This window comes from Streptomyces sp. KMM 9044 (genome assembly GCF_024701375.2).
GTDB lineage: Bacteria > Actinomycetota > Actinomycetes > Streptomycetales > Streptomycetaceae > Streptomyces.
The window spans coordinates 6,404,257-6,424,831 of record NZ_CP113910.1; the positions used below are offsets into that span (position 1 = coordinate 6,404,257).

The following is a 20,575-nucleotide window of genomic DNA, read 5'->3' on the forward strand; positions in this document are numbered from 1 at the left end:
GGTGCAGCCGCGGGCCCGGCGGCGTCACGCCGCCGGCGGGTCCTGCGGACCTCGCCCGGACAGGACCTCCCCGTACGCCTGCATCAGATCCGGCAGCCGCAGCGTCGCCAGGTCCTCCCGGGTCAGTGTGCCCGGATAGGCCGGGTACGCCGACAGCCGCAGGTCCCGGTACGCGCAGCTCTTCTCGTACAGCGTCCGCAGGAACCGTCCGTTGCCCAGTTCGTCGATCCACCCCTGGTCCACCACGTGCCCGGCGATGGACCGCAGTTCGTCCAGCGCCTCCTCGTCCCACACGTCGCCGTTGTCGGCGGCCAGTACCTCGCCGATCGCGGTGAGTTCGAGGGGCCGGTAGGAGGGGAAGTCGACGCGGGTGGTGAAACGGGACGACAGACCCGGGTTGGCGCCCAGGAGGCGGTCCATGCCCTCCGGGTAGCCGGCCAGTATGACCACCAGATGGTCGCGGTTGTCCTCGGCCCGCTTCAGCAGTACCTGGAGTGCCTCGTCGCCGTACGCGTCGCCCTTGCCGTAGCCGGAGTTGGAGAGCGCGTACGCCTCGTCGACGAAGAGGACCCCGCCGAGGGCGGAGTCGATCAGCTCGTTGGCCTTCACCGCTGTCTGGCCCAGGTACTCGCCGACCAGATCGGCGCGCTGGGCCTCCACGAGATGATCACCGCCGAGCAGCCCCAGAGCGTAGAAGACCCGGCCCAGGATGCGGGCCACCGTGGTCTTGCCGGTGCCGGACGGCCCGGAGAAGACGAAGTGTCGTTTCGGCGGCTGCACCGGCAGCCCCTGTCCGGCCCGCAGCCGAGCCATGTTCAGCTGCGCCGACAACGCCTTGACCTGGCGCTTCACCGGCTCCAGCCCGACCATGCGCTCCAGCTCGGCGAGCGCCTCCTCCAGTAAGGCGGGATCGGTGGGACCCGTGGGCAGCGGAGTCACCGGATCGCCGGTCCGCGCGCGCACCGAAGGGCCCGTGACCGGTGACAGGGGTGGGGGCGGTGGTTCCTGCTCGGACAGCATCAGATCGCGGCCCTCGGTGTCGAACAGCGGGTCGAGAGCGTCCGGGCCGTCCAGCGGATCCGCGCCCGCACCACCGAGCGCGACCGCGCCGAGGTCGGCCGATTCGTCGTAGCCGTCCCCCTCGGCGATGGCGGCGAGCCGGGCCGACGTGTCCATGAAGGCGGGATCGATCCGGTGCACGGCCCGGTACAGGGGGAGCGCGGCGGCACTGCGACCGGTCCCCTCGTGGGCGCGAGCCAGCCAGTAGCGCAGCTCCTTGCGCTGCGGCTGCTCGCTGCGGCAGCGCATCAGGGCCGCCGACAGCAGCGGCTCGGCCTGCCCGTACATCTCCAGGCGTACCCGGGCCATCCCGCCGAACAGGCCTGTCTCGATCCCGAGCAGCGGATCGCCGTGCAGCGGGTCGGTGTGCCGGACCAACTGCTCCCAGTCCTTGACCAGATAGGCGCGGCAGGCGTGCAGGAAGCGGACCTGGGGGTCGGCATCCACCGGAGGAAGCCCGGCGAGCGCGCGGTCCAGTTCGGGGACGTGGCGGCCGTCCAGCCAGTGGGAGGCGTGCGCGAGCAACAGATCACGCGGGTTCTCCAGCACCGGCTGCACCCACCAGCCGAGCCAGTACCAGGAGTTGAGGGTGCGGCGGTGCCGCGCGCGCTGCTCGCCGAAGCGGTCCCGGTGCCGGAACATGCGCAGCAGGGCGGCCGTCGTGTCGACGCGCAGCGCATGCAGCCCGAGCCAGCCGTCCGCCATCCCCGCGTCGATCCGTACCGCGGCCCGGAACTCCTCCTCGGCCTGCGGGTAGGCGCCCACCGTGTAGGCGTCCACGCCCCGCAGCCAGGCGAGGTCGGCAGGGGCCTGCGGGCCCTGCGTGCCGAAGTCCATCACGTCCCTCACAAACCGTGCCCCGTCGGTATGCCCCACCGGCCTTCGCCCGCCGGCTGCCCTGGGGCGAACCGCTGTACCGCGGACCGGAGTTGCACGGTGCGCGAAGCAGCATCCGTAGGCCGCACCGAGGGCATCGTACCTGCGGCGCCGTCGCTTCCGCAGGGGGCCGTACCCGCAGCGGGCGACGCGGGAGGAGGAGGCGCCCGTACCATGCTGTGACCGAGAGTGATCGTCATATGCCGCTGGACGTCCAGAAAACGTGAAGAAGGCAGAACGAAGCCCCCGATCACGGGGGAACAACCGGGGGCTTCGTGTCTGCGGGCGGCTCCGAACGGCCGCACGTTGAGAACGTAAGACCTGTACGGCCCCCCGGTCAAGCGGCGTTGGGGCACTCCGGCCGCTCGTCCGGGAGGGGGTCTTCACCAGTTCAGCACACTGCGGACGGCCCGTCACCGTGCGTGAGGGGCGCGTTCGGGGCGACGGTCCCAGCAGGCCCGGGAAGCACCTCATATCCCTTCCCGCGCTCCCGAACCAGCAGGTCGGCGAAGGGACGTGACGGGTCGTCGGCGAAATGCCGCTGTTCCGCCCCGACCCAACCGTCCCAGAACTCCCGCTGCTCCTCTCCGTCCCGCGCCCGCCCCCGCGACCAGGAGGCCCCCGCGGGCAGCTCCATCCACAGCAGCAGCGCCAGGTACGGCCGCAGCGCCCGCCGCCCCGCGCCGACGCCCTCAACGACGACCACCGGGGCGGGCGGCAGCGGGCGCGGTGGCCCGAAGTCGCGGGCCCGCCAGTCGTAGGGGGCGTAGGACGCCTGCTCGCCGCGGCCGAGCGGAAGGACCACCTGGCTCAGCAGCCGCGCGGTCCAGCCGAAGAGCTCCTCGTGGCTGGCGACGTCGTCGAGCCGCAGCACAGGGGCGCCGTCCAGCGCGTCGGCCAGCCGCCCGGCGAACGTGGACTTCCCCGAGCCGGCGTGCCCGTCGACCCCGACGAGCCGGACCGGGCCGCAGGAGGGGCCGAGCCGGCGGATGCGGGAGACGAGATCGTGCATGGCTGGTTCCGGGGTGAGACGGAGCGGGGAGAGACGGTGACGGCGTCTCACTCTAGGACCTGCCCGCCGTACCGGAACCGACGGCCTGCCGCCCCGGGCGCCAGGGGCCGAGGCCGATAACGGTCGGCGTGGCACGGCCCGGGGTGCTGGCGGGGTCCACCCGGTGCGTCCATAGTGGGCGGACGCCGCTCCACCCGGTGGACACGGTCCGCCCGGCCCGCCGTGCACCGGACCCGCACCGACTCCGAGTCCGACACCTGGGGGCCCTTCACTCATGAGCAGAGCCGAACAACCTTCCCGTAGAACCCTCCTGTCCGCAGCGGTCGTCGCCGCCGTGTCGAGCGCGGGCCCGGCGTCCGCCCACGCCGGGCCCGGCCGGTCCGCCGGCCCGGCAGGCGGCTCCGCAGACCCCGGCGGAGCCGCGGCCCGCCGCGTCGACAACCGGGCCTGGACCTCGTACGGCGACTGGCGCACCGGCGGCGCCGAGGGCACCCGCGCCGTCGCGGGCGTCCGCCCCGGCCTGGTGATCGCGAAGGCGGCCGGCACCACCGACTACACCGATCCGCACACCGGCCGGACCGCCGCCTGGGAGTACGCGACCTGGACGTCACCCGTCCACCGGCTCACCGTGCCGGCGACGGAGGCCGTCGTCTCCTGGAACGCGCGCACTCCCGACGGCACCTGGATCCAGGCCGAGCTGCAGGGCACGTACACGGACGGCACCGACACACCCTGGTACGTGATGGGCCGTTGGGCGGCCGGCGACCAGGACGTCCTTCGCACCTCGGTGGACGACCAGGGTGACGGCCGGAGCACGGTCTGGACCGACACCCTCGCCGTCGACGACGCGGCCTCGGGCCTGCGCCTGGTCTCGTACCGGCTGCGGCTGACCCTCCACCGCCGTCCCGGCACGAAACTCACCCCTGTCGTGTGGCGGATCGGCGCGATGGGCTCCGACGTGCCCGACCGCTTCACCGTCCCGGTGTCCACGCCCGGCGCGTCCCGGGAGCTGATCGTCCCGCGCTACTCGCAGGAGATCCACAAGGGCCGGTACCCGGAGTACGACAACGGCGGCGAGGCCTGGTGCGGTCCGACCTCCTCGCAGATGATCGCCGAGTACTGGGGCGGCCGGCTCACCGGGGAGCAGTTGTCCTGGGTCGACCCGGCCTACACCGATCCGCAGGTGTGCCACGCGGCCCGCCACACCTACGACCACCAGTACGCGGGCTGCGGCAACTGGCCGTTCAACGCCGCCTACGCGGCCACCTTCGAGGGCCTCCAGGGCGTCGTCACCCGGCTCGGCTCGCTGACCGACCTGGAGACGCTGATCACGGCGGGCATCCCGGCCATCACGTCCCAGTCCTTCCTCGAGGAGGAACTGACCGGAGCGGGGTACGGCACCGCTGGGCACCTGATGACCGTGACCGGCTTCACACCCGGCGGCGACGTCATCGCCAACGACCCCGCCTCCCCGGACAACGAGTCCGTCCGGCGCGTCTACCGGCGTCGCGAATGGGAGAACATCTGGCTCAGGACCAAGCGGTACAACGCCTCCGGCAAGGTCGCCTCCGGCACCGGCGGGCTCTGTTACCTCTTCTTCCCGGCGCACCCCGCCCCGCGCATGCGCCGGGCGCTCGCGACCGTCGGCGTGCGCTGAACCGGCCCGTGCGGCGGGTTCCCGCCGGTCCCCGACAGTCGTCGGAGGGGCCGCCACCCCGCCCCGGTGCGTACCGTGTGACCAAGCTCTCGGCCGTAAAAGCCGCTCACGGTGGCAAGGTGGACAGCGCCGTGGGGGAGTCCACGGTCCCCGAGACCAGCGAGAAGCCATGACCGCGAACGCAGCCACCGTCATCGCCCCTGCCGTCATCACCGGTGCCCGCACCGGCGGTCCCCGGGAGGACGGCCCGAAGATCCTCGAGCACGTCATGGGGTGGGCCCTCGTGGTGGTCGTCGCGATGCTCGTGACGCAGCTCGGACTCCTCTGACCTTCGCAGTCCCCGGTCTCGCGGGCCGCTGCGGCCTGCCGCGAGGGCCGACCTGCCATACTGCGGATGTCCCGCCCTCCGCAGGAAACCAGGTCAGGATTGAATACCGGTCAGCAATCTGCCGTGCGCCCCGGAGCGCGCAGCACCGAGCGCTCACTGGCACGCCGTGCCGAACTCATCGCCATCGGGCGGAAACTGTTCGCCGACACGTCGTACGACGCGCTCTCCATGGACGACATCGCACGTCAGGCGCATGTCGCCAAGGGGCTGATCTACTACTACTTCCACTCCAAGCGGGGCTACTACCTCGCCATCATCCAGGATTCGGTCGCCGGCCTGGTCACCTTCGCCTCGGGTGGTGTCGAGCTGCCGTCCGCCCAGCGGGTGCACCGCACCGTCGACAGCTATCTGCGCTACGCCGAGCGCAACCAGGCCGCTTACCGCACGATCGTCAGCGGGGGCGTCGGCTTCGACGCCGAGGTGCACGCCGTCCGGGACGGGGTGCGCGAGGCGATCGTCGCGACCATCGCCGAAGGCGCGTACGGGACCGCCGGCATCACGCCGGTGGCGCGCATGGGCCTGCTCTCCTGGGTTTGCAGCGTCGAGGGCGCCACCCTCGACTGGATCGACCGCCCCGGACTGCCCCGCGAGACCATGTGCGAGCTGTTGGTCAAGACACTCGGTGGAGCCATGCGCGCCATCGAGGAACTGGACCCCGCCCACCCGGCGCCCGCCCACCCGGCTCCGGCGCCCGCCCGCCGCGACGGCTGACGCACCGGGCACTGCGCGGGGGCGGAAGCCCTCCGTCGACGGACTCGGCGGCGGTGCAGGTACGCTCGGCGGCTGCCTGCGTAGTCGTCGCCCGCCGCGCACCTGCCGCCGGTGACGTTGCCGAAGGCGTAGGTGATGTGCGTGAGCTTGTCCGCGGAACCCGAGGTCCCGGTGTTCTTGACGTGGTAGGCGCGGTCGTAGGTGCCCCATTCGGTGAAGTACCCGATGACCTTGGAACCTGCGGCCTCCTGAGCCGGGGCCGCCGCGGTGGCGGTCGAGGCACCCGCGCCGGCGAGCAGCCCGGTGCCGAGCGCGGCGGCGCATGCGGCGGACACGAGCGCCCGCAAGGTGCGGACGCGGTGGGGGAATGCATCCGGTGTCTTTCCTCGTGGGGGAGAGGAACGCGAGTCGCTTGGCATGGACGCGGTAATTCGATGGAGCGGAACAGCGGGAGGAGTAGACCGGATCGGTCAATGGTTCGGACCCATTTCGGTGTCCGGAAAATTCTTGGAGTAAGCGGTCGTTAACAAGTGACGTGCTCTGGTGGATCAGGCATACTCACAGCTCACAGCGGCTGGCCGGCCGCCTCCGAGACCCGGAGGCCCACGCCTCGGCCAGGCGCCGGAACGACCCGGCGGAGCCGCCCTCCAACCCGAGGCGCAGAGCCGCCGACGTGCCCGAACAGGGAGGAGAGCGTCGCCATGTCCGACCACGCCCCGCAGCCGGTGGACCGGCAATTGCCCACGGACGAGGCGCGGGACCTGATCTCGCTCGTCCGCGACATCACACAGCGCGAGATCGCCCCGAAGGCGGCGGAGGAGGAGGACGGGGCCCGCTTCCCGCGTGAGGCCTTCACCCTGCTCTCCGAGTCCGGACTGCTCGGCCTGCCCTACGACTCCGCGTACGGCGGCGGGGAGCAGCCGTACGAGGTCTACCTCCAGGTGCTCGAGGAGCTTGCCGCGGCCCGGCTGACCGTCGGTCTCGGGGTCAGCGTGCACACCCTCGCCTGCTACGCACTCGCCGCCCACGGCACCAAGGAGCAGCAGGCCGAGCACCTGCCGGCGGTGCTCGGTGGCGGCCTGCTCGGTGCCTACTGCCTCTCCGAGCCGGCCTCCGGGTCGGACGCGGCCTCCCTGCGCACCAGGGCGGTGCGTGAGGGCGGGGGAGACTGGGTGCTCACCGGAACCAAGGCGTGGATCACGCACGGCGGCATCGCGGACTTCTACACCGTCATGGCCCGCACCGGTGGGGACGGCCCTCGCGGGATCACCGCGTTCCTGGTGCCCGGCGACGCCGAGGGGCTGAGCGCCGCCGTGCCGGAGAAGAAGATGGGCATGAAGGGCTCGCCCACCGCGCAGGTCCACTTCGACGGCGTACGGGTCCCCGACCACCGGAGGATCGGTGAGGAGGGACAGGGTTTCGCCATCGCCCTGTCGTCGCTGGACGGCGGCCGGCTCGGCATCGCGGCCTGCGCGATCGGCCTGGCGCAGGCCGCGCTCGACGAGGCGCTCGGGTACGCGTCCGGACGACGGCAGTTCGGACGGCCGATCGCCGACTTCCAGGGACTGCGGTTCATGCTCGCGGACATGGCCACGCAGATCGAGGCCGGACGCGCGCTGTATCTCGCGGCGGCCCGACTGCGTGACGCCGGGCGTCCGTTCGCCAAGCAGGCGGCCATGGCGAAGCTGCACTGCACCGATACCGCGATGCGGGTCACCACCGACGCCGTCCAGATTCTCGGCGGCTACGGCTACACCGCGGACTTCCCGGCCGAACGTTACATGCGCGAGGCCAAGGTCCTGCAGATCGTCGAGGGGACGAACCAGATCCAGCGCATGGTCATCGCACGCCATCTCACGGGGCCGCAGACGAGCTGAACCGGCCGAGCCCCTGCCAGGGAGCCGCGAGCCGGGACCACTCCGGTTCGTGCCGCCCGGGCAGGGCGCGGCCCTTGCCGGCCCGGGACCGCGCCAGCTCCCGGTAGATCGACGACTCTGCTGCTCAATTCGAGGGATGGTCACGCGCCGCATCCGGGAGGGGCCGGACCGCCTCCTCGCGAGACCCGTTCCCTGCGCTCCGTCGACAGGTCGGCGTCACTCTCCGCAATGGAGCAACAGAGTCATCGACGGGTCCAAAGGCACCGGGGCGGTGGCGGCGTGGCGGGTGCGGGCAGCGCCGCGCCCGCGGTGCGCGCCGTGAGCTGCGGTACGCGCCGGGGTGCGGACGGTGGGGCGAGGGCAAGGCGCTGACGCCCGGTCGTCTCGTGCGTGGAGGTCGTCATACCTGGGCAACGCGGGAGCGGCCGGGCAGATGGCCGACCGCCCGGACGGTGCGTGCGTTCGCGGACGGACTGCCGGCCGGTCCGTTTTCCGGTGCCGGCCGGGGCGGGTGTCTCAGGCCGCGTGGCGCTCTATGGCGGGGACCCGCATCGGACGCGAGGCCGGGCCCCCCACGTGCGAGAACGGCTGGGTGCGCCAGTCGAGCCCCTGAGGGAGCGTCAGCAGCAGGGCGGCGTCCTGCTCCTGGGGCGTCGCGGACTCGTCCGCCGGCCGCGCCTCGTCGGCGCTGCGGCCCGTACCGGCGCAGACCGTCAGCCCGAACGGGTTCCACGGGGTGGCGCACAGCGCGTGCTCCGGCAGGACCTCCTCGTCCGCCGGCAGGGCGATGGGCTGAGCGCAGTCCGGGCACACGACCCGGTACACCTCGAAGGTGTCGTACGCGTCGAGTTCGTCGTCGAGTTCGTCGAGTTCGTCGGGACCGACGTACTCCGGGACGAGTTCGACGACCGGCTGCTGCCGCTTGGGCGTGCTGCGACCGGGACGTTTAAGACTCTGCATGGACTCTCCCCCTGGGGCTGGGCCGTGAAGGCACTGCGACCTCGACCACAGCAAGCACTTCCCGTCCCCCATCGGGGGTAATCACGAGAGCATCACGGAGACTGTTCGAAGGCTGTGGCCTTCGTCACATGCCGACCGCAGGTGCCCCCTGCGACGGCCTTGTCCTCCCGCCGGCCCGGGACGGCGCCCGGCACATCAGGAACCGGCCATGACCTGGAGAGCTCAGGTATCCGACGAGATCAACGGCACTGTAGGTTCTAGCGCCATGGAGGAGCTGGACCGACAGATCGTGCAGTTGCTCGTCAAGGACGGGCGGATGAGCTACACAGACCTGGGCAAGGCCACGGGCCTGTCCACGTCGGCCGTGCACCAGCGGGTGCGCAGACTGGAACAGCGTGGCGTCATCCGCGGCTACGCCGCGGTCGTCGACCCCGATGCCGTCGGTCTGCCCATGACCGCCTTCATCTCGGTCAAACCGTTCGACCCCAGCGCCCCCGACGACATCGCGGACCGGCTCGCCGGCGTGCCCGAGATCGAGGCCTGCCACAGTGTCGCGGGAGACGAGAACTACATCCTCAAGGTGCGTGTGGCCACCCCGCGCCAACTGGAGGAACTGCTGGCGCGCGTGCGCTCGCTCGCGGGCGTCTCGACCCGGACGACCGTGGTCCTGTCCACACCGTACGAGGCACGCCCGCCGCGCGTCTGAAACCGTCAACCGCGCGGGAGCGTCGGCGTGCGCGGGCGTATACGGCGCACCCGGGGCGTGAACAGCGGCCCTGGGTGCGGGCCGGGCCCTTTGAGGGGCGAGACTGTGGGGCATGAGTGAACGCACCGCCCCGCCGTCCGCGGACCCGCCGCGCACCGTCCTGCTCCGCCGCGGGGAGGTCCACAGTCCCGCCGACCCCTTCGCCACCGCGATGGTCGTCGAGGGCGGCCAGGTGGCCTGGGTCGGTTCCGAGGGTGCCGCCGACTCCTTCGCGGACGGGGTGGACGAGGTGATCGACCTCGACGGGGCGCTGGTCACCCCGGCGTTCACCGACGCTCATGTGCACACCACGGCCACCGGACTGGCGCTCACCGGCCTCGACCTGTCCGAGGCGCCCTCACGGGAGGCCGCGCTGGCCCGGGTGAGGGAGTTCGCGGCCGCCCGCCCGGCCGACAGGGTCCTGCTCGGGCACGGCTGGGACGCCGCCCGCTGGCCCGGCGGCCGTCCGCCGACCCGCGCCGAACTCGACGCGGCCACCGGCGGTCGCCCTCTCTACCTCAGCCGGATCGACGTCCACTCCGCGGTCGTCAGCACCGCGCTGCTCGACCTCGTCGACCGGAAGGACGCCGACGAGGGCGGGCCGCTCACCGGCGACGCCCATCACGCCGTACGCGCCGCCGCGCTGGATGCCGTCACGCCCGCCCAGCGCACCGAGGCCCAGCGCGCCGCGCTGGCGCACGCCGCCTCGCTCGGCATCGGCACCGTCCATGAGTGCGGCGGCCCGGAGATCTCCTCCGAGGGCGACTTCACCGGCCTGCTGCGGCTTGCCGCCGAGGGAACCGGCCCGCGCGTCGTCGGCTACTGGGCCGAGCGGAACGTCGCCAAGGCGCGCGAACTGGGCGCGGCCGGCGCCGCGGGCGACCTGTTCGCCGACGGTGCCCTCGGCTCGCACACCGCCTTCCTGCACGCCCCGTACGCCGATGCCGGCCACACCGGTACCGCCCATCTGGATGTCGCCGCCATCGCAGCCCATGTCGTCGACTGCACCGAGGCGGGCCTTCAGGCGGGCTTCCACGCCATCGGTGACGCTGCCGTCGCCGCGGTGACCGAGGGCGTGCGCGCCGCCGCCGAGAAGGTCGGCCTCGACCGCGTCAGGGCCGCCCGCCACCGTGTCGAGCACGCCGAAATGCTCGTCCCCCGGACCATCGCCGCCTTCGCCGGACTGGGTCTGACCGCCTCTGTCCAGCCCGCCTTCGACGCCCTGTGGGGTGGCGAGGACGGCATGTACGCCCGGCGTCTGGGCGCGGAACGGGCCCGCACCCTGAACCCCTTCGCGGCTCTGCTGCGCGCCGGTGTCCCGCTCGCCTTCGGCTCCGACAGCCCGGTCACCCCCCTCGCTCCGTGGGGCACCGTCCGGGCCGCCGCCTTCCACCGCACGCCGGAACACCGCGTCTCCGTGCGGGCCGCGTTCACCGCGCACACGCGCGGTGGCTGGCGGGCGATCGGACGCGACGACGCGGGCGTTCTGGTGCCGGGCGCGCCCGCCGACTACGCGGTCTGGAACACCGGCGCCCTCGTGGTGCAGGCGCCCGACGACCGGGTGGCGCGCTGGTCCACCGACCCCCGCTCCGGCACCCCCGGCCTGCCGGACCTGACCCCGGGGGGTGACCTGCCCGTCTGCAGGCGCACGGTGGTCGGCGGACGCACGGTCTTCGTACGGCCGGGCGAGTGATCTACGCGGGCCGCCCGGTGGCGACCTTGCGGCGCGCCACCGTCGCGCGGACCTGCACATCCTCCCGCTGGATAGGTATGAAAATCGCATTGCGTAGATCGGGCGGATGTTGACAGGCGGCGGGGGGCCGGTAGGTTCGGCCGGGTCCACCACCGGACGCCCGACCGGGGTCTTCCGCCCGCTCGTGGCAGCGCCGCTGGGTCAGGGACGGTGTGCCGCACGGCCCACCGCCACTGGGAGCCAGGCTCAGCGACGGCGCGGCACCGAGGGAACGTTCCGGCGGGTTGACCGGAAGGTGTGACCCGGGTGGGGCCCGGTCGCTCAGTAGACAACGGCTTCAGGTCGACTCGCAGCCAGCGGGTCCCAGGTCGGCCCGAAGGGCGCCGGGCCCCCATCCGATGTGCGTACAACGGTGCCCTGCTGCCCGATCCTCGGACAGCAACAGCACCGTATGAACGCCCTTTCACGCATCGTTGGCGGCTGTGACCACTATGGTGGGACCCTGCACAGGAGATGAAGGGGCTGCAGTGAACGACGGCGACGGGACCCGCGCGGCGGAGACCCAGGGGAGGACCTTCGGCCCGCTCGGCAAAACCTTGGTGATCATCCCGACCTACAACGAGGCGGAGAACATCGAGGCGATCGTCGGCCGGGTGCGCAAGGCGGTTCCCGAGGCGGACGTTCTCGTGGCCGACGACAACAGCCCCGACGGCACCGGCACGCTCGCCGACGGCCTGGCCGCCGAGGACGCCCAGGTCCAGGTGCTGCACCGCAAGGGCAAGGAAGGCCTGGGTGCCGCTTACCTCGCGGGCTTCCGCTGGGGCGCGGAGCACGGTTACGGCGTACTCGTCGAGATGGACGCCGACGGCTCCCACCAGCCCGAGGAACTGCCCCGTCTGCTCACCGCGCTCAAGGGCGCCGACCTGGTGCTCGGTTCGCGCTGGGTGCCCGGCGGCCGGGTGGTCAACTGGCCGAAGTCCCGTGAGTACATCTCGCGCGGCGGCAGCCTCTACTCGCGCGTGGCGCTCGATCTGCCGCTGCGCGACATCACCGGCGGCTTCCGCGCGTTCCGCCGCGAGGTCCTGGAGGGCCTCGGTCTGGACGAGGTGGCTTCCCAGGGCTACTGCTTCCAGGTCGACCTCGCCCGTCGCGCGATCAAGGCCGGCTACCACGTCGTCGAGGTGCCCATCACCTTCGTCGAACGGGAACACGGCGATTCGAAGATGAGCCGCGACATCCTCGTCGAGGCGCTGTGGCGGGTCACGGCGTGGGGCGTGGGGGAGCGAGTGGGCAAGGTCCTCGGACGCGAGGACGACAAGCGGGCCGGGCGGCCGGAGCAGGGCGAGCGGGCCGGGCAGGCCGCCGGGCCGGCGGAGGCCGATGCGGAGCGGGCCGGACCGACGGAACAGGTCAAGCCGTAGGCCGGCCTGCCGCTTGGATCGTCCCGGCGTCGCGCGTTCCTGGTGGCATGCTGTCGCAGAGGCACCGCTTATCCCGAACCGAGCCGGTGTTCGGCACACTGGGACCATGACGACTGGCGCTCAGACCCCGAACCCCGTCCGGCCCCGGCGCTCCCGGCTGCGCACCTTCCTGCCGCTCGGCGCCGCCGCATGGCTGGTGCTGGAGATCTGGCTGCTCACGGTCGTCGCCGGGGCGTCCAACGCGCTGGTGGTCTTCCTGGTACTGCTGGCCGGCCTCGTTCTCGGCTCGTTGGTCATCAAGCGGGCCGGCCGCCGTGCCTTCAAGAACCTCACCGAGACGCTGCAGCAACAGCAGAACGGCGCGCTGACCGAGCGCCGGCCGAACAGCGAGGGCAACGGCCTGACGATGCTGGGCGGACTGCTGCTGATCCTCCCCGGCCCGGTCTCCGACGCGATCGGTCTGCTCCTGCTGGTACCCCCGGTCCAGAAGGCCGTGAGCCGCCGTGCCGAGCGCGCTCTCGAGCGCAGGCTCCGCGAGGCCGCCCGGGGCCCCCTGGGGGACGCCTTCCAGCAGGCGCGCATGCACCGGCCCGACGGAAAGGTCGTCCAGGGAGAGGTGGTCCGGGACGAGTCCGGGGTCACGCCGGGAGACTTCCCGCAGGAGCCCCGCCCGCCGCTTTCCCGCTGAGAACGGCGGGCGGCGCCACGGACGCCGGCCGGACGCACACAGGACCGTGGGCGCCGCACCGATCGGTGCGGCGCCCACGGTCCTGTGTGTCGCTGTGCTCAGTTCTCCCGCCGGTCCTCTGCCGGGATCAAGCCGACTTTCGGCTGTCCCGGGGATGAACCGCAATGTTCATCGCACCGGAGCGCAGAACGGCGAGACGCTCCTCGAGGACCTCTTCGAGTTCCTCTCGGGTACGTCGCTCCATCAGCATGTCCCAATGCGTACGCGCGGGCTTGGCCTTTTTCTCCTCGGGGCCATTGCCGTCGACCAGGAGTGCCTGGGCACCGCAGACCTTGCACTCCCACTCCGGCGGGATCTCCGCCTCGACCGAGAAGGGCATCTCGAAGCGGTGCCCCTTCTCGCATGCGTACTCCACGGCCTGGCGCGGGGCCAGGTCGATGCCGCGGTCCGTCTCGTAGCTGGTCACCACGAGGCGCGTGCCGCGAAGAGCTCGCTCACTCATGAATCGTGCCTCCCGGGCTTGTCGCCCACAGGACAGGTGTCGCTGTCGTCGTCATCCGGTCAACGTCCGGTCGGCGGTAAAGATTCCCGTTCCGGGCCATGTGTCGCCGTCGTAGCCGCAGCCTTGTCAATCAGTGCAGTACCCACCGGCGCCCGGTTTGTCACATCTGATGAAAGACGTGACACAGCGTTTCGGTATCTTTGACGCGTAGTAACGGTACATCTGGCAGGCCAAACGCGTACCCTACAGCCCTTTCGCTCCGAGTGCTAAATCCTCTCCGGAACGGGATTCCCCGCGTCGGCGATCGCCCGGCGCACCGGCACCCGCGCGAGCAGCGCGAAACCGAGGGCGAAGAAGGCCACCAGCGAGATGATCGCGTCCCGGTAGCTGCCCGTCAGCTGGTAGGTCAGCCCGAACAGCAGAGGTCCGAGCCAGCTCGTCCCACGGTCGCTCAGCTCGTACGCCGAGAAGTACTCGGCCTCCTTGCCGGGCGGTACGAGGTGCGAGAACAGCGACCGGGACAACGCCTGGCTGCCACCGAGGACCAGGCCGATCCCCGCGGCCAGGGCGAAGAACCACACCGGCTCCCCGGCGGGCAGGAAGTAGCCGGCGGTCAGCGTGAGCGTCCAGGCGACCAGGGAGCCGAGGATCGTCCGCTTCGCCCCGTGGGTCCGGGCCAGCCTGCCCAGCGCCAGCGCGCCCGCCACCGCCAGCACCTGGACCAGCAGTACGGCCACGATGAGGGTGGACTGCCCGAGCCCCAGCTCCTTCGAGCCGTAGACCGAGGCCTGCGAGATCACCGTCTGGATGCCGTCGTTGTAGACCAGGTACGACAGGAGGAAGGCGAGCGTCAGAGGGTGGCGGCGCATGTCGCGGAGGGTCGCCGCGAGCTGCCGGAAACCAGTCGGGGCGCCCGCCTTCCGCACGGGAGCGCGGCGGTCGCGCAGCCGCCGCAGCGGCACCAGGGTGAAGGCACCCCACCACAGGCCCGCCGACGCCAGACAGATACGGACCGCCATGCCCTCGGAGAGCCCGAAACCGTCATGGGCGGTGTAGAGCACCAGGTTGGCGACGAGCACCAGGGCGCCGGCCGCGTAGCCGAAGGCCCAGCCCCGCGAGGAGACCGCGTCCCGCTCCTGGGGCGTCGCGATCTGCGGCAGGTAGGAGTTGTAGAGCATCATCGCCACGGACTGCGCCGCGTTCGCCACGATCAGCAGCGCACCGCCCAGCAGATAACGCTCGCCCTCGAGGAGGAACATGCACGCCGTCGCGGCGGCCCCGGTGTAGGCGGCGGCCGCGAGCAGCGGCTTCTTGCGGCCGGTGCGGTCCGCGGCGGCGCCCACCAGGGGCATCGCGAGCACCGCCATGATCACAGACAGGGAGACCGCGTACGCGAAGAAGGACCCCGCGCGCACCGGAATGCCGAACGGATGCACGAACCCGTCCGCGTCCGCGGCGGCCTCGGCGACCGAGGTCAGGTAGGGGCCGAGGAACACGGTGAGCACGCTCGTGGAGTACACGGAGCATGCCCAGTCGTAGACGTACCAGCCGCGCTGCTCGTACCGCCGGCCGGCCGCCCCGTCCGCCGCCGGTGGCCGCACGGTGTCGTTGCCCACCCGCGCCCTCGCTTCCCCGTGAACGCGCTCGGCGGCCGGGCAGGTCCTCAGACCCAGATGCCGCGGTCCTCCATGACCTTGCGCAGTATGTCGATGTGATCGGTCATGATGCCATCCACCCCCAGGTCCAGGAGCCGGTGCATCCGCTCCGGCTCCTGGACCGTCCACACGTGCACCTGAAGCCCCCGTGCATGGGCGGTGCGCACGAAGCGACGGTCCACCACAGGGACGCCGGACCGGGCCTGGGGCACCTGGGCGGCGACGGCCGACCGGCGCACCGCCACCGGCACACCCCACGACCGCAGCCGGAGATTCAGCACCCCCCGCGTGCCGTACGACGTCGCGAGGCGGGGCCCGGCCAGCCGCTGGGCACGCACCACGCGTGCCTCCGAGAACGAGCCCAGGCAGACCCTGTCCCAGGCGTCCGTCCGCCCGATCAGATCCAGAAAGGGCAGGAGGGCAGGCTCTGCCTTGACGTCGACGTTCCACCGCACCTCGGGGAAGGCGGTGAGCAGTTCCTCGAACAGGGGTACCGGTTCCTGGCCCGCCACCCGCGCCTGCTCCACGTCCCGCCACGGCAGGTCGGCGATCAGGCCGGCTCCGTCCGTCACCCGGTCCAGGGTCGCGTCGTGGAACGCGACGAGCCGGCCGTCGCGGGTGACATGGACGTCGGTCTCGATGTAGCGGTAGCCCGCCTCGACGGCGCACCGGAACTGGCGCGCCGTGTTCTCCAGGCCGTCCCCCGCCCCGCCCCGGTGGGCGAAGGCGATCGGGCCGGGATGGTCGAGGTACGGGTGGCGTATCGGTGGAGTCACGGACGCAGTATCGCGCCATGCGGTTGACCTGTGGCAACGACCGTGCTGCCGCCGGATGCCGGGGAGACGGCGAACACCCGCAGGAACAGCTGGGCGAGCGGACCGATCGTCACCGCGTACAGCAGGGTCGCCACGCCCACGGTGCCGCCGAGGGCGAAGCCCGTGACGACCACCGTGGCCTCGATCACCGTACGCACCAGCCGGATCGACACCCCCGTGCGCCGGTTCAGCCCCGTCATCAGCCCGTCGCGCGGACCGGGCCCGAAGCGTGCCGCGATGTACAGTCCCGTCGCCGCGCCGTTCAGCACGATGCCGGCCGCCGTCATCGCCACCCGGAGGGCCGTGCCGTGCGCTTCGGGTACCACGGCCAGGGTCGCGTCCATGGCCGCCCCGATCACCAGGACGTTGGAGACGGTTCCCAGTCCCGGGCGCTGGCGCAGCGGGATCCAGAACAGCAGCACCGCCGCGCCCAGGACGGTCAGCACCACACCCATCGGCAGACCCGTGCGCTCGGACAGACCCTGGTGCAGCACGTTCCACGGCTCCAGGCCGAGGCCGGACCTGACCAGCAGCGCCGAACTCGCGCCGTACAGCGCCAGGCCGGCGTAGAGCTGGGACAGCCGCCGTGCGAGGTGCCTGTGCCGGGGCGGGTGGCTGGACAAGATATCCCCCTGTGGCGGAAGTGGACCGATGCATGACACCCTGTGGCATATATGGAGACCTCATCCATGGCCAATTTAGGGAAGGTGGACTGATTGTGGTGGCGCAGTGGACCTCTGCAGTGGGTGCGGCGCAGCTCGCCCGGCTGCTCAACTCCCAGCAGGACCGCCCTGCCGGCCCCGGGACCCGCCGCCCGCCCGCCTACCGGGCCCTCGCCGACGGCATCCGGCTCCTGGTGCTCGAAGGGCGCGTCCCCGTGGCCGCCCGGCTGCCCGCCGAGCGGGAGCTTGCCCTGTCCCTGTCCGTCAGCCGCACCACCGTCGCCGCCGCCTACGAGGCGCTGCGCGGCGAGGGCTTCCTGGAGTCACGGCGCGGTGCCGGCAGCTGGACCGCCGTCCCGGCCGGGAACCCGGTCCCCGCGCGGGGACTGGAACCGCTGCCCCCCGAGATGCTCGGCTCGATGATCGACCTCGGCTGCGCCGCGCTGCCCGCGCCCGAACCCTGGCTCACCCGCGCCGTGCAGGGCGCTCTGGAGGAACTGCCGCCCTACGCGCACACCCACGGCGACTACCCGGCCGGACTGCCCGCGCTGCGCGCGACGATCGCCGACCGGTACACCGCGCGGGGCATCCCGACCATGCCCGAGCAGATCATGGTGACGACCGGGGCGATGGGCGCCATCGACGCCATCTGCCACCTCTTCGGCGGCCGCGGCGAGCGCATCGCCGTCGAATCGCCGTCCTACGCCAACATCCTCCAGCTGATGCGCGAGGCCGGGGCCCGGCTGGTTCCCGTGGCCATGGCGGAAGGGCTGGCCGGCTGGGACGTGGACCACTGGCGCCGGGTGCTGCGGGAGGCGGCGCCGCGCATCGCGTACGTCGTCGCCGACTTCCACAACCCGACCGGCGCGCTCGCCGACGAGGACCAGCGCCGCCGGCTCGTGGACGCGGCGCGGTCGGCCGGGACGGTGCTGGTCGCCGACGAGACGATGAGCGAACTCTGGCTCGATCCGGACGTGGAGATGCCACGCCCCGTGTGCGCCTTCGACCCGGCCGGGTCCACGGTGATCACGGTCGGCTCGGCGAGCAAGGCCTTCTGGGCCGGCCTGCGCATCGGCTGGGTGCGCGCGGCCCCCGATGTGATCCGCAGCCTCGTCGCCGCGCGCGCCTACGCGGATCTGGGTACGCCCGTCCTGGAGCAGCTGGCGGTGAACTGGCTGTTCGGCACGGACGGCTGGGAGCGGGCCGTGGAGATCCGGCGTGTACAGGCCCGGGAGAACCGGGACGCGCTGGTCGGAGCGGTGCGCCGGGAACTGCCCGACTGGCGGTTCGAGGTCCCGCGCGGCGGGCTCACCCTGTGGGTACGCACCGGAGGGCTTTCGGGGTCGCGGATCGCCGAGGCGGGGGAGCGGGTCGGTGTGCGAGCGCCTTCGGGGCCCCGCTTCGGGGTCGACGGGGCGTTCGAGGGATATGTGCGGCTGCCGTTCACCGTGGGCGGCGCGGTGGCCGAGGAGGCGGCGCTACGGCTGGCCGCGGCGGCACGGATGGTCGAGAACGGCGGGACGTCCGGGGCGGAGGCGCCGCGCACCTTCGTGGCGTAGGGCCTGCCCGGCGGACCATGCCGAAGACGCGGGGCCCGGCGCCCTTTCCCCAAGCTCCCTCGGGCAGGGGCGCGCCCCATGAGCGGGGGCACCCCCCATCGTGTCGGCGCCCGCACGAAGGGACGGCGGGAGCGGGGGCGGGGCGCCACGGCCGACGCGCGGCGGACGGTCAGGAGGACTCGGTGGCGGCCGACTCCGCGGGAACCGGCTCCAGAGGGGTCTTCTCCGCGTTCGCCGTATGCGTGTCCGTGGTGGTCTTGTCCGTGGCGGTCAGGTCCAGGGGTGGCTTGTCCCTGGAGTTCTTGTCCACGGACATCGTGTCCGCCGTGACCCCGTGCACGGGGTCGGGTTCCGGTGCGGTGCGCTCCGGCTCCGCCCGTGCGTGGTCCTGGACGGAGCGGGCCGGGAGCAGCTCCAGTACCGCCTGCCGGTGGTCGTCGCCGGTCGCGTCGTCGTACGGGTTCGGCGTGGCCGGGACCTGGAGACGGTGCACCGGGCCTGTACCCAGGCGGGCGTATCCGCGGCCCGCGGGGACGTGATCGAGGGGGGTGGTGCGCGGGGGAGTGCCCAGGACGGCCGTCACCTGTTCCGAAGTCGCGGGGCCGAGGACGACACGCGCGCGGGTGTGCTGCCGTACCGCGGTGCTGAGGGTCTCCAGACTGTCGAGCTGATCGGCGACGACGACCGTGACGTTCGCCGGGCGGCCGTGCCGCAGCGGGACCTGGAGCAGCGACTGGGGGTCCTCCCGGCCGTCGGCGGCGGCGAGGTGGGTGAACGTGCTGGGGCGGTCCAGCAGGATCCACAGCGGCCGCCTGGTGTCCTCGGGTGGCGGATCGCCTGCCTGGTGAGCACGGTTGGCCGCGGTCAGCCGGCGCTCCGTTTCGTGCGCGGCCCACTGGAGACTCCCCAGCACGCCCGCCAGGCCGCACTCGACGGCGAGCACACCATCCCGTCCGGTCAGGCACGCGTACTCACCGGTGCCGCCGCCGTCGACGATCACCACGTCGCCGTGGAGCAGCGCCTGGAGGGCGACCGAGCGCAGCAGGGTGGTGGTGCCGCTGCCGGGTTGTCCGGCCGCCAGCAGGTGCGGTTCGGTGGAGCGGATGCCGGTGCGCCAGACGACCGGGGGGACGTCGCGCCGCTCCTCGCCGTGGGTGAGTGGCAGGGTCCGGCGCACCTGCGTGGGGTCGGTGAAACCGAGGACCGTCTCACCGGGCGACGTGACGAAACGCTGGGCGGCGATGTCGGCGGGCAGCGGGGCGAGCACCTGGACCGTGAGCTCATTGCCCTCCTCGTCCCAGGCGAAGTGGTATTCGCGGCCGCGCCCCGACTTGGCGGCGAGCAGATGCTCGATCCGTGCGCGGGACTCCGCCTCGCTGTCGGTGTAGTAGGCGGGGTAGACGATCACCAGGCGCGTGATACGGCCGGTGCCGTCGAACTCGTACGCCGGGAAGGCCTTCTCCCATGTGCCGCCGTGGGTGTACAGGGGGTTGGGATCGCCTGCCGAGGAGAAGTACGGCACCAGGGCGTCGTACAGCGACCTGAGACGCTGGGCCTGCGACTCGTCGGGGCCGTCCGGTGCGGCCGGGGTGAGGTTCCGGCCCTGCCAGGCCGCCGCCGCCATCAGGGTGATGGCGGCGAGCAGCGGACCGTACGGGAGCAGTGCGACGGCCAGGATCACCGACGCCACCAGGAAGAGCAGCGCACCGCGCCGGTCCTTGGGGGTGTCGAGCCACCTGCGCCGCCCGGCCGAGGCCAGTCGGCGCAGTCCGCGCGCGATCGTGATCAGCGGGTGGAGGACGTCGGTGGCGCCGTCGGCCGCCGTCCGGGCCAGCTCCCGGCCCCGGGCGAGGTGAGCGCCGCGGTTGCTCAGGATGCGGGGAAGGGGGCGCCGGGCCACTGCTGCCTCCAGGGCGTGGGTGGGTGGGTGGGGGGTGAGGGTGGGCGGGGGCTTGGAGGCGGGGTCAGAACCTGATGCCGCCGAGGAGGCCGGCCAGGCTCTCTCCGCCGGCCTTGATGCTCGGCGCGATGGCCGTACTGGCCAGATAGAAGCCGAAGAGCATCGCCACCATGGCGTGCAACGGCTTCAGGCCGTCCTTGCGGCAGAGGATGAAGAGGACGATGCCGAGCAGGACGACGCCTGAGATCGAGAGGATCATGTGAGTTCTCCTGGTTCGCGGGGGCAGTCACCATGAGTACTTCCAGGGTCACAGAATGTATCTATACGACAAAAGGTGCAAGTGAGTGAATTGATGCTTATTTCGCCCGGTCGGCGGACTGTTCCCGCCCTGAGCG

Annotated in this window: 18 protein-coding genes; 9 read left to right on the forward strand and 9 right to left on the reverse strand. The window is 72.2% G+C overall.

Annotated features, from left to right (window positions below):
• Positions 1 to 24: 24 nt before the first annotated feature.
• A complete protein-coding gene (locus HUV60_RS28975; protein ID WP_257851544.1) occupies positions 25 to 1,896 on the reverse strand; it encodes an AAA family ATPase in 1,872 nt (623 codons plus the stop codon).
• Positions 1,897 to 2,326: 430 nt separating this feature from the next.
• Positions 2,327 to 2,947, reverse strand: coding sequence for a hypothetical protein (locus tag HUV60_RS28980; RefSeq protein ID WP_257851543.1), 621 nt, complete (start codon positions 2,945 to 2,947; stop codon positions 2,327 to 2,329).
• Between the two features lie 274 nt (positions 2,948 to 3,221).
• Between HUV60_RS28980 and HUV60_RS28985 the strand changes: the two genes are divergently transcribed.
• From HUV60_RS28985 to HUV60_RS29005, 4 genes are all read left to right on the forward strand, one after another.
• Entirely contained in the window at positions 3,222 to 4,604 is a 1,383-nt protein-coding gene (locus HUV60_RS28985; protein WP_257851541.1) for a peptidase C39 family protein, read from the forward strand.
• A 169-nt stretch (positions 4,605 to 4,773) separates the two neighbouring features.
• Positions 4,774 to 4,932 carry an SCO1431 family membrane protein gene (locus HUV60_RS28990; RefSeq protein WP_257851540.1) on the forward strand — a complete coding sequence of 53 codons (159 nt, stop codon included), beginning with the start codon at positions 4,774 to 4,776 and terminating at the stop codon, positions 4,930 to 4,932.
• A gap of 99 nt (positions 4,933 to 5,031) precedes the next feature.
• A complete protein-coding gene (locus HUV60_RS28995; protein WP_257851539.1) occupies positions 5,032 to 5,703 on the forward strand; it encodes a TetR/AcrR family transcriptional regulator in 672 nt (223 codons plus the stop codon).
• Positions 5,704 to 6,404: 701 nt separating this feature from the next.
• Positions 6,405 to 7,580 carry an acyl-CoA dehydrogenase family protein gene (locus HUV60_RS29005; RefSeq protein ID WP_257851538.1) on the forward strand — a complete coding sequence of 392 codons (1,176 nt, stop codon included), beginning with the start codon at positions 6,405 to 6,407 and terminating at the stop codon, positions 7,578 to 7,580.
• A gap of 516 nt (positions 7,581 to 8,096) precedes the next feature.
• Here HUV60_RS29005 and HUV60_RS29010 read toward each other — a convergent pair.
• Positions 8,097 to 8,540: a hypothetical protein gene (locus HUV60_RS29010; RefSeq protein WP_257851537.1), complete on the reverse strand. Its 444-nt coding sequence runs from the start codon at positions 8,538 to 8,540 to the stop codon at positions 8,097 to 8,099.
• Positions 8,541 to 8,805: 265 nt separating this feature from the next.
• Between HUV60_RS29010 and HUV60_RS29015 the strand changes: the two genes are divergently transcribed.
• The 4 genes from HUV60_RS29015 (at position 8,806) to fxsA (ending at position 13,087) form a co-directional block, all read left to right on the forward strand.
• A complete protein-coding gene (locus HUV60_RS29015) occupies positions 8,806 to 9,246 on the forward strand; it encodes an Lrp/AsnC family transcriptional regulator (RefSeq protein WP_109379411.1) in 441 nt (146 codons plus the stop codon).
• 112 nt (positions 9,247 to 9,358) lie between these two features.
• On the forward strand, positions 9,359 to 10,978 hold the full coding sequence (locus HUV60_RS29020; RefSeq protein WP_257851535.1) for an amidohydrolase: 1,620 nt from the start codon (positions 9,359 to 9,361) through the stop codon (positions 10,976 to 10,978).
• A gap of 527 nt (positions 10,979 to 11,505) precedes the next feature.
• On the forward strand, positions 11,506 to 12,399 hold the full coding sequence (locus HUV60_RS29025; RefSeq protein WP_257851533.1) for a polyprenol monophosphomannose synthase: 894 nt from the start codon (positions 11,506 to 11,508) through the stop codon (positions 12,397 to 12,399).
• Between the two features lie 106 nt (positions 12,400 to 12,505).
• Positions 12,506 to 13,087: an FxsA family membrane protein gene (fxsA, locus tag HUV60_RS29030; RefSeq protein WP_257851532.1), complete on the forward strand. Its 582-nt coding sequence runs from the start codon at positions 12,506 to 12,508 to the stop codon at positions 13,085 to 13,087.
• Positions 13,088 to 13,214: 127 nt separating this feature from the next.
• On the opposite strand, the gene HUV60_RS29035 is transcribed toward fxsA, so the two are convergent.
• The 4 genes from HUV60_RS29035 to yczE form a co-directional block, all read right to left on the reverse strand.
• Entirely contained in the window at positions 13,215 to 13,589 is a 375-nt protein-coding gene (locus HUV60_RS29035; protein WP_042173984.1) for an RNA polymerase-binding protein RbpA, read from the reverse strand.
• A 266-nt stretch (positions 13,590 to 13,855) separates the two neighbouring features.
• Positions 13,856 to 15,205 carry an MFS transporter gene (locus tag HUV60_RS29040; RefSeq protein ID WP_257851530.1) on the reverse strand — a complete coding sequence of 450 codons (1,350 nt, stop codon included), beginning with the start codon at positions 15,203 to 15,205 and terminating at the stop codon, positions 13,856 to 13,858.
• 47 nt (positions 15,206 to 15,252) lie between these two features.
• Positions 15,253 to 16,020, reverse strand: a complete 768-nt coding sequence (locus tag HUV60_RS29045; protein ID WP_257851528.1) for a glycerophosphodiester phosphodiesterase — start codon at positions 16,018 to 16,020, stop codon at positions 15,253 to 15,255.
• On the reverse strand, positions 16,017 to 16,682 hold the full coding sequence (gene yczE, locus HUV60_RS29050) for a membrane protein YczE (RefSeq protein ID WP_257851527.1): 666 nt from the start codon (positions 16,680 to 16,682) through the stop codon (positions 16,017 to 16,019). Before yczE ends, HUV60_RS29045 begins: the two co-directional genes overlap by 4 nt.
• Positions 16,683 to 16,780: 98 nt before the next feature.
• Here yczE and HUV60_RS29055 point away from each other — a divergent pair, with 98 nt between their 5' ends.
• On the forward strand, positions 16,781 to 18,280 hold the full coding sequence (locus tag HUV60_RS29055) for an SCO1417 family MocR-like transcription factor (protein WP_257851526.1): 1,500 nt from the start codon (positions 16,781 to 16,783) through the stop codon (positions 18,278 to 18,280).
• 169 nt (positions 18,281 to 18,449) lie between these two features.
• Here HUV60_RS29055 and HUV60_RS29060 read toward each other — a convergent pair whose 3' ends face one another.
• Positions 18,450 to 20,180, reverse strand: coding sequence for a hypothetical protein (locus HUV60_RS29060; RefSeq protein ID WP_257851525.1), 1,731 nt, complete (start codon positions 20,178 to 20,180; stop codon positions 18,450 to 18,452).
• A gap of 64 nt (positions 20,181 to 20,244) precedes the next feature.
• Entirely contained in the window at positions 20,245 to 20,439 is a 195-nt protein-coding gene (locus HUV60_RS29065) for a hypothetical protein (RefSeq protein WP_257851524.1), read from the reverse strand.
• Between the last annotated feature and the right edge of the window lie 136 nt (positions 20,440 to 20,575).

What these genes read in the sequence shown, in the direction of transcription:
- HUV60_RS28975 (WP_257851544.1), bottom strand. Translation starts at nt 1,896, where the DNA reads ATGGACTTCGGCACGCAGGGCCCGCAGGCCCCTGCCGACCTCGCCTGG.
- HUV60_RS28980 (WP_257851543.1), bottom strand. Translation starts at nt 2,947, where the DNA reads ATGCACGATCTCGTCTCCCGCATCCGCCGGCTCGGCCCCTCCTGCGGC.
- HUV60_RS28985 (WP_257851541.1), top strand. Translation starts at nt 3,222, where the DNA reads ATGAGCAGAGCCGAACAACCTTCCCGTAGAACCCTCCTGTCCGCAGCG.
- HUV60_RS28990 (WP_257851540.1), top strand. Translation starts at nt 4,774, where the DNA reads ATGACCGCGAACGCAGCCACCGTCATCGCCCCTGCCGTCATCACCGGT.
- HUV60_RS29005 (WP_257851538.1), top strand. Translation starts at nt 6,405, where the DNA reads ATGTCCGACCACGCCCCGCAGCCGGTGGACCGGCAATTGCCCACGGAC.
- HUV60_RS29010 (WP_257851537.1), bottom strand. Translation starts at nt 8,540, where the DNA reads ATGCAGAGTCTTAAACGTCCCGGTCGCAGCACGCCCAAGCGGCAGCAG.
- HUV60_RS29015 (WP_109379411.1), top strand. Translation starts at nt 8,806, where the DNA reads ATGGAGGAGCTGGACCGACAGATCGTGCAGTTGCTCGTCAAGGACGGG.
- HUV60_RS29020 (WP_257851535.1), top strand. Translation starts at nt 9,359, where the DNA reads ATGAGTGAACGCACCGCCCCGCCGTCCGCGGACCCGCCGCGCACCGTC.
- fxsA (WP_257851532.1), top strand. Translation starts at nt 12,506, where the DNA reads ATGACGACTGGCGCTCAGACCCCGAACCCCGTCCGGCCCCGGCGCTCC.
- HUV60_RS29035 (WP_042173984.1), bottom strand. Translation starts at nt 13,589, where the DNA reads ATGAGTGAGCGAGCTCTTCGCGGCACGCGCCTCGTGGTGACCAGCTAC.
- HUV60_RS29065 (WP_257851524.1), bottom strand. Translation starts at nt 20,439, where the DNA reads ATGATCCTCTCGATCTCAGGCGTCGTCCTGCTCGGCATCGTCCTCTTC.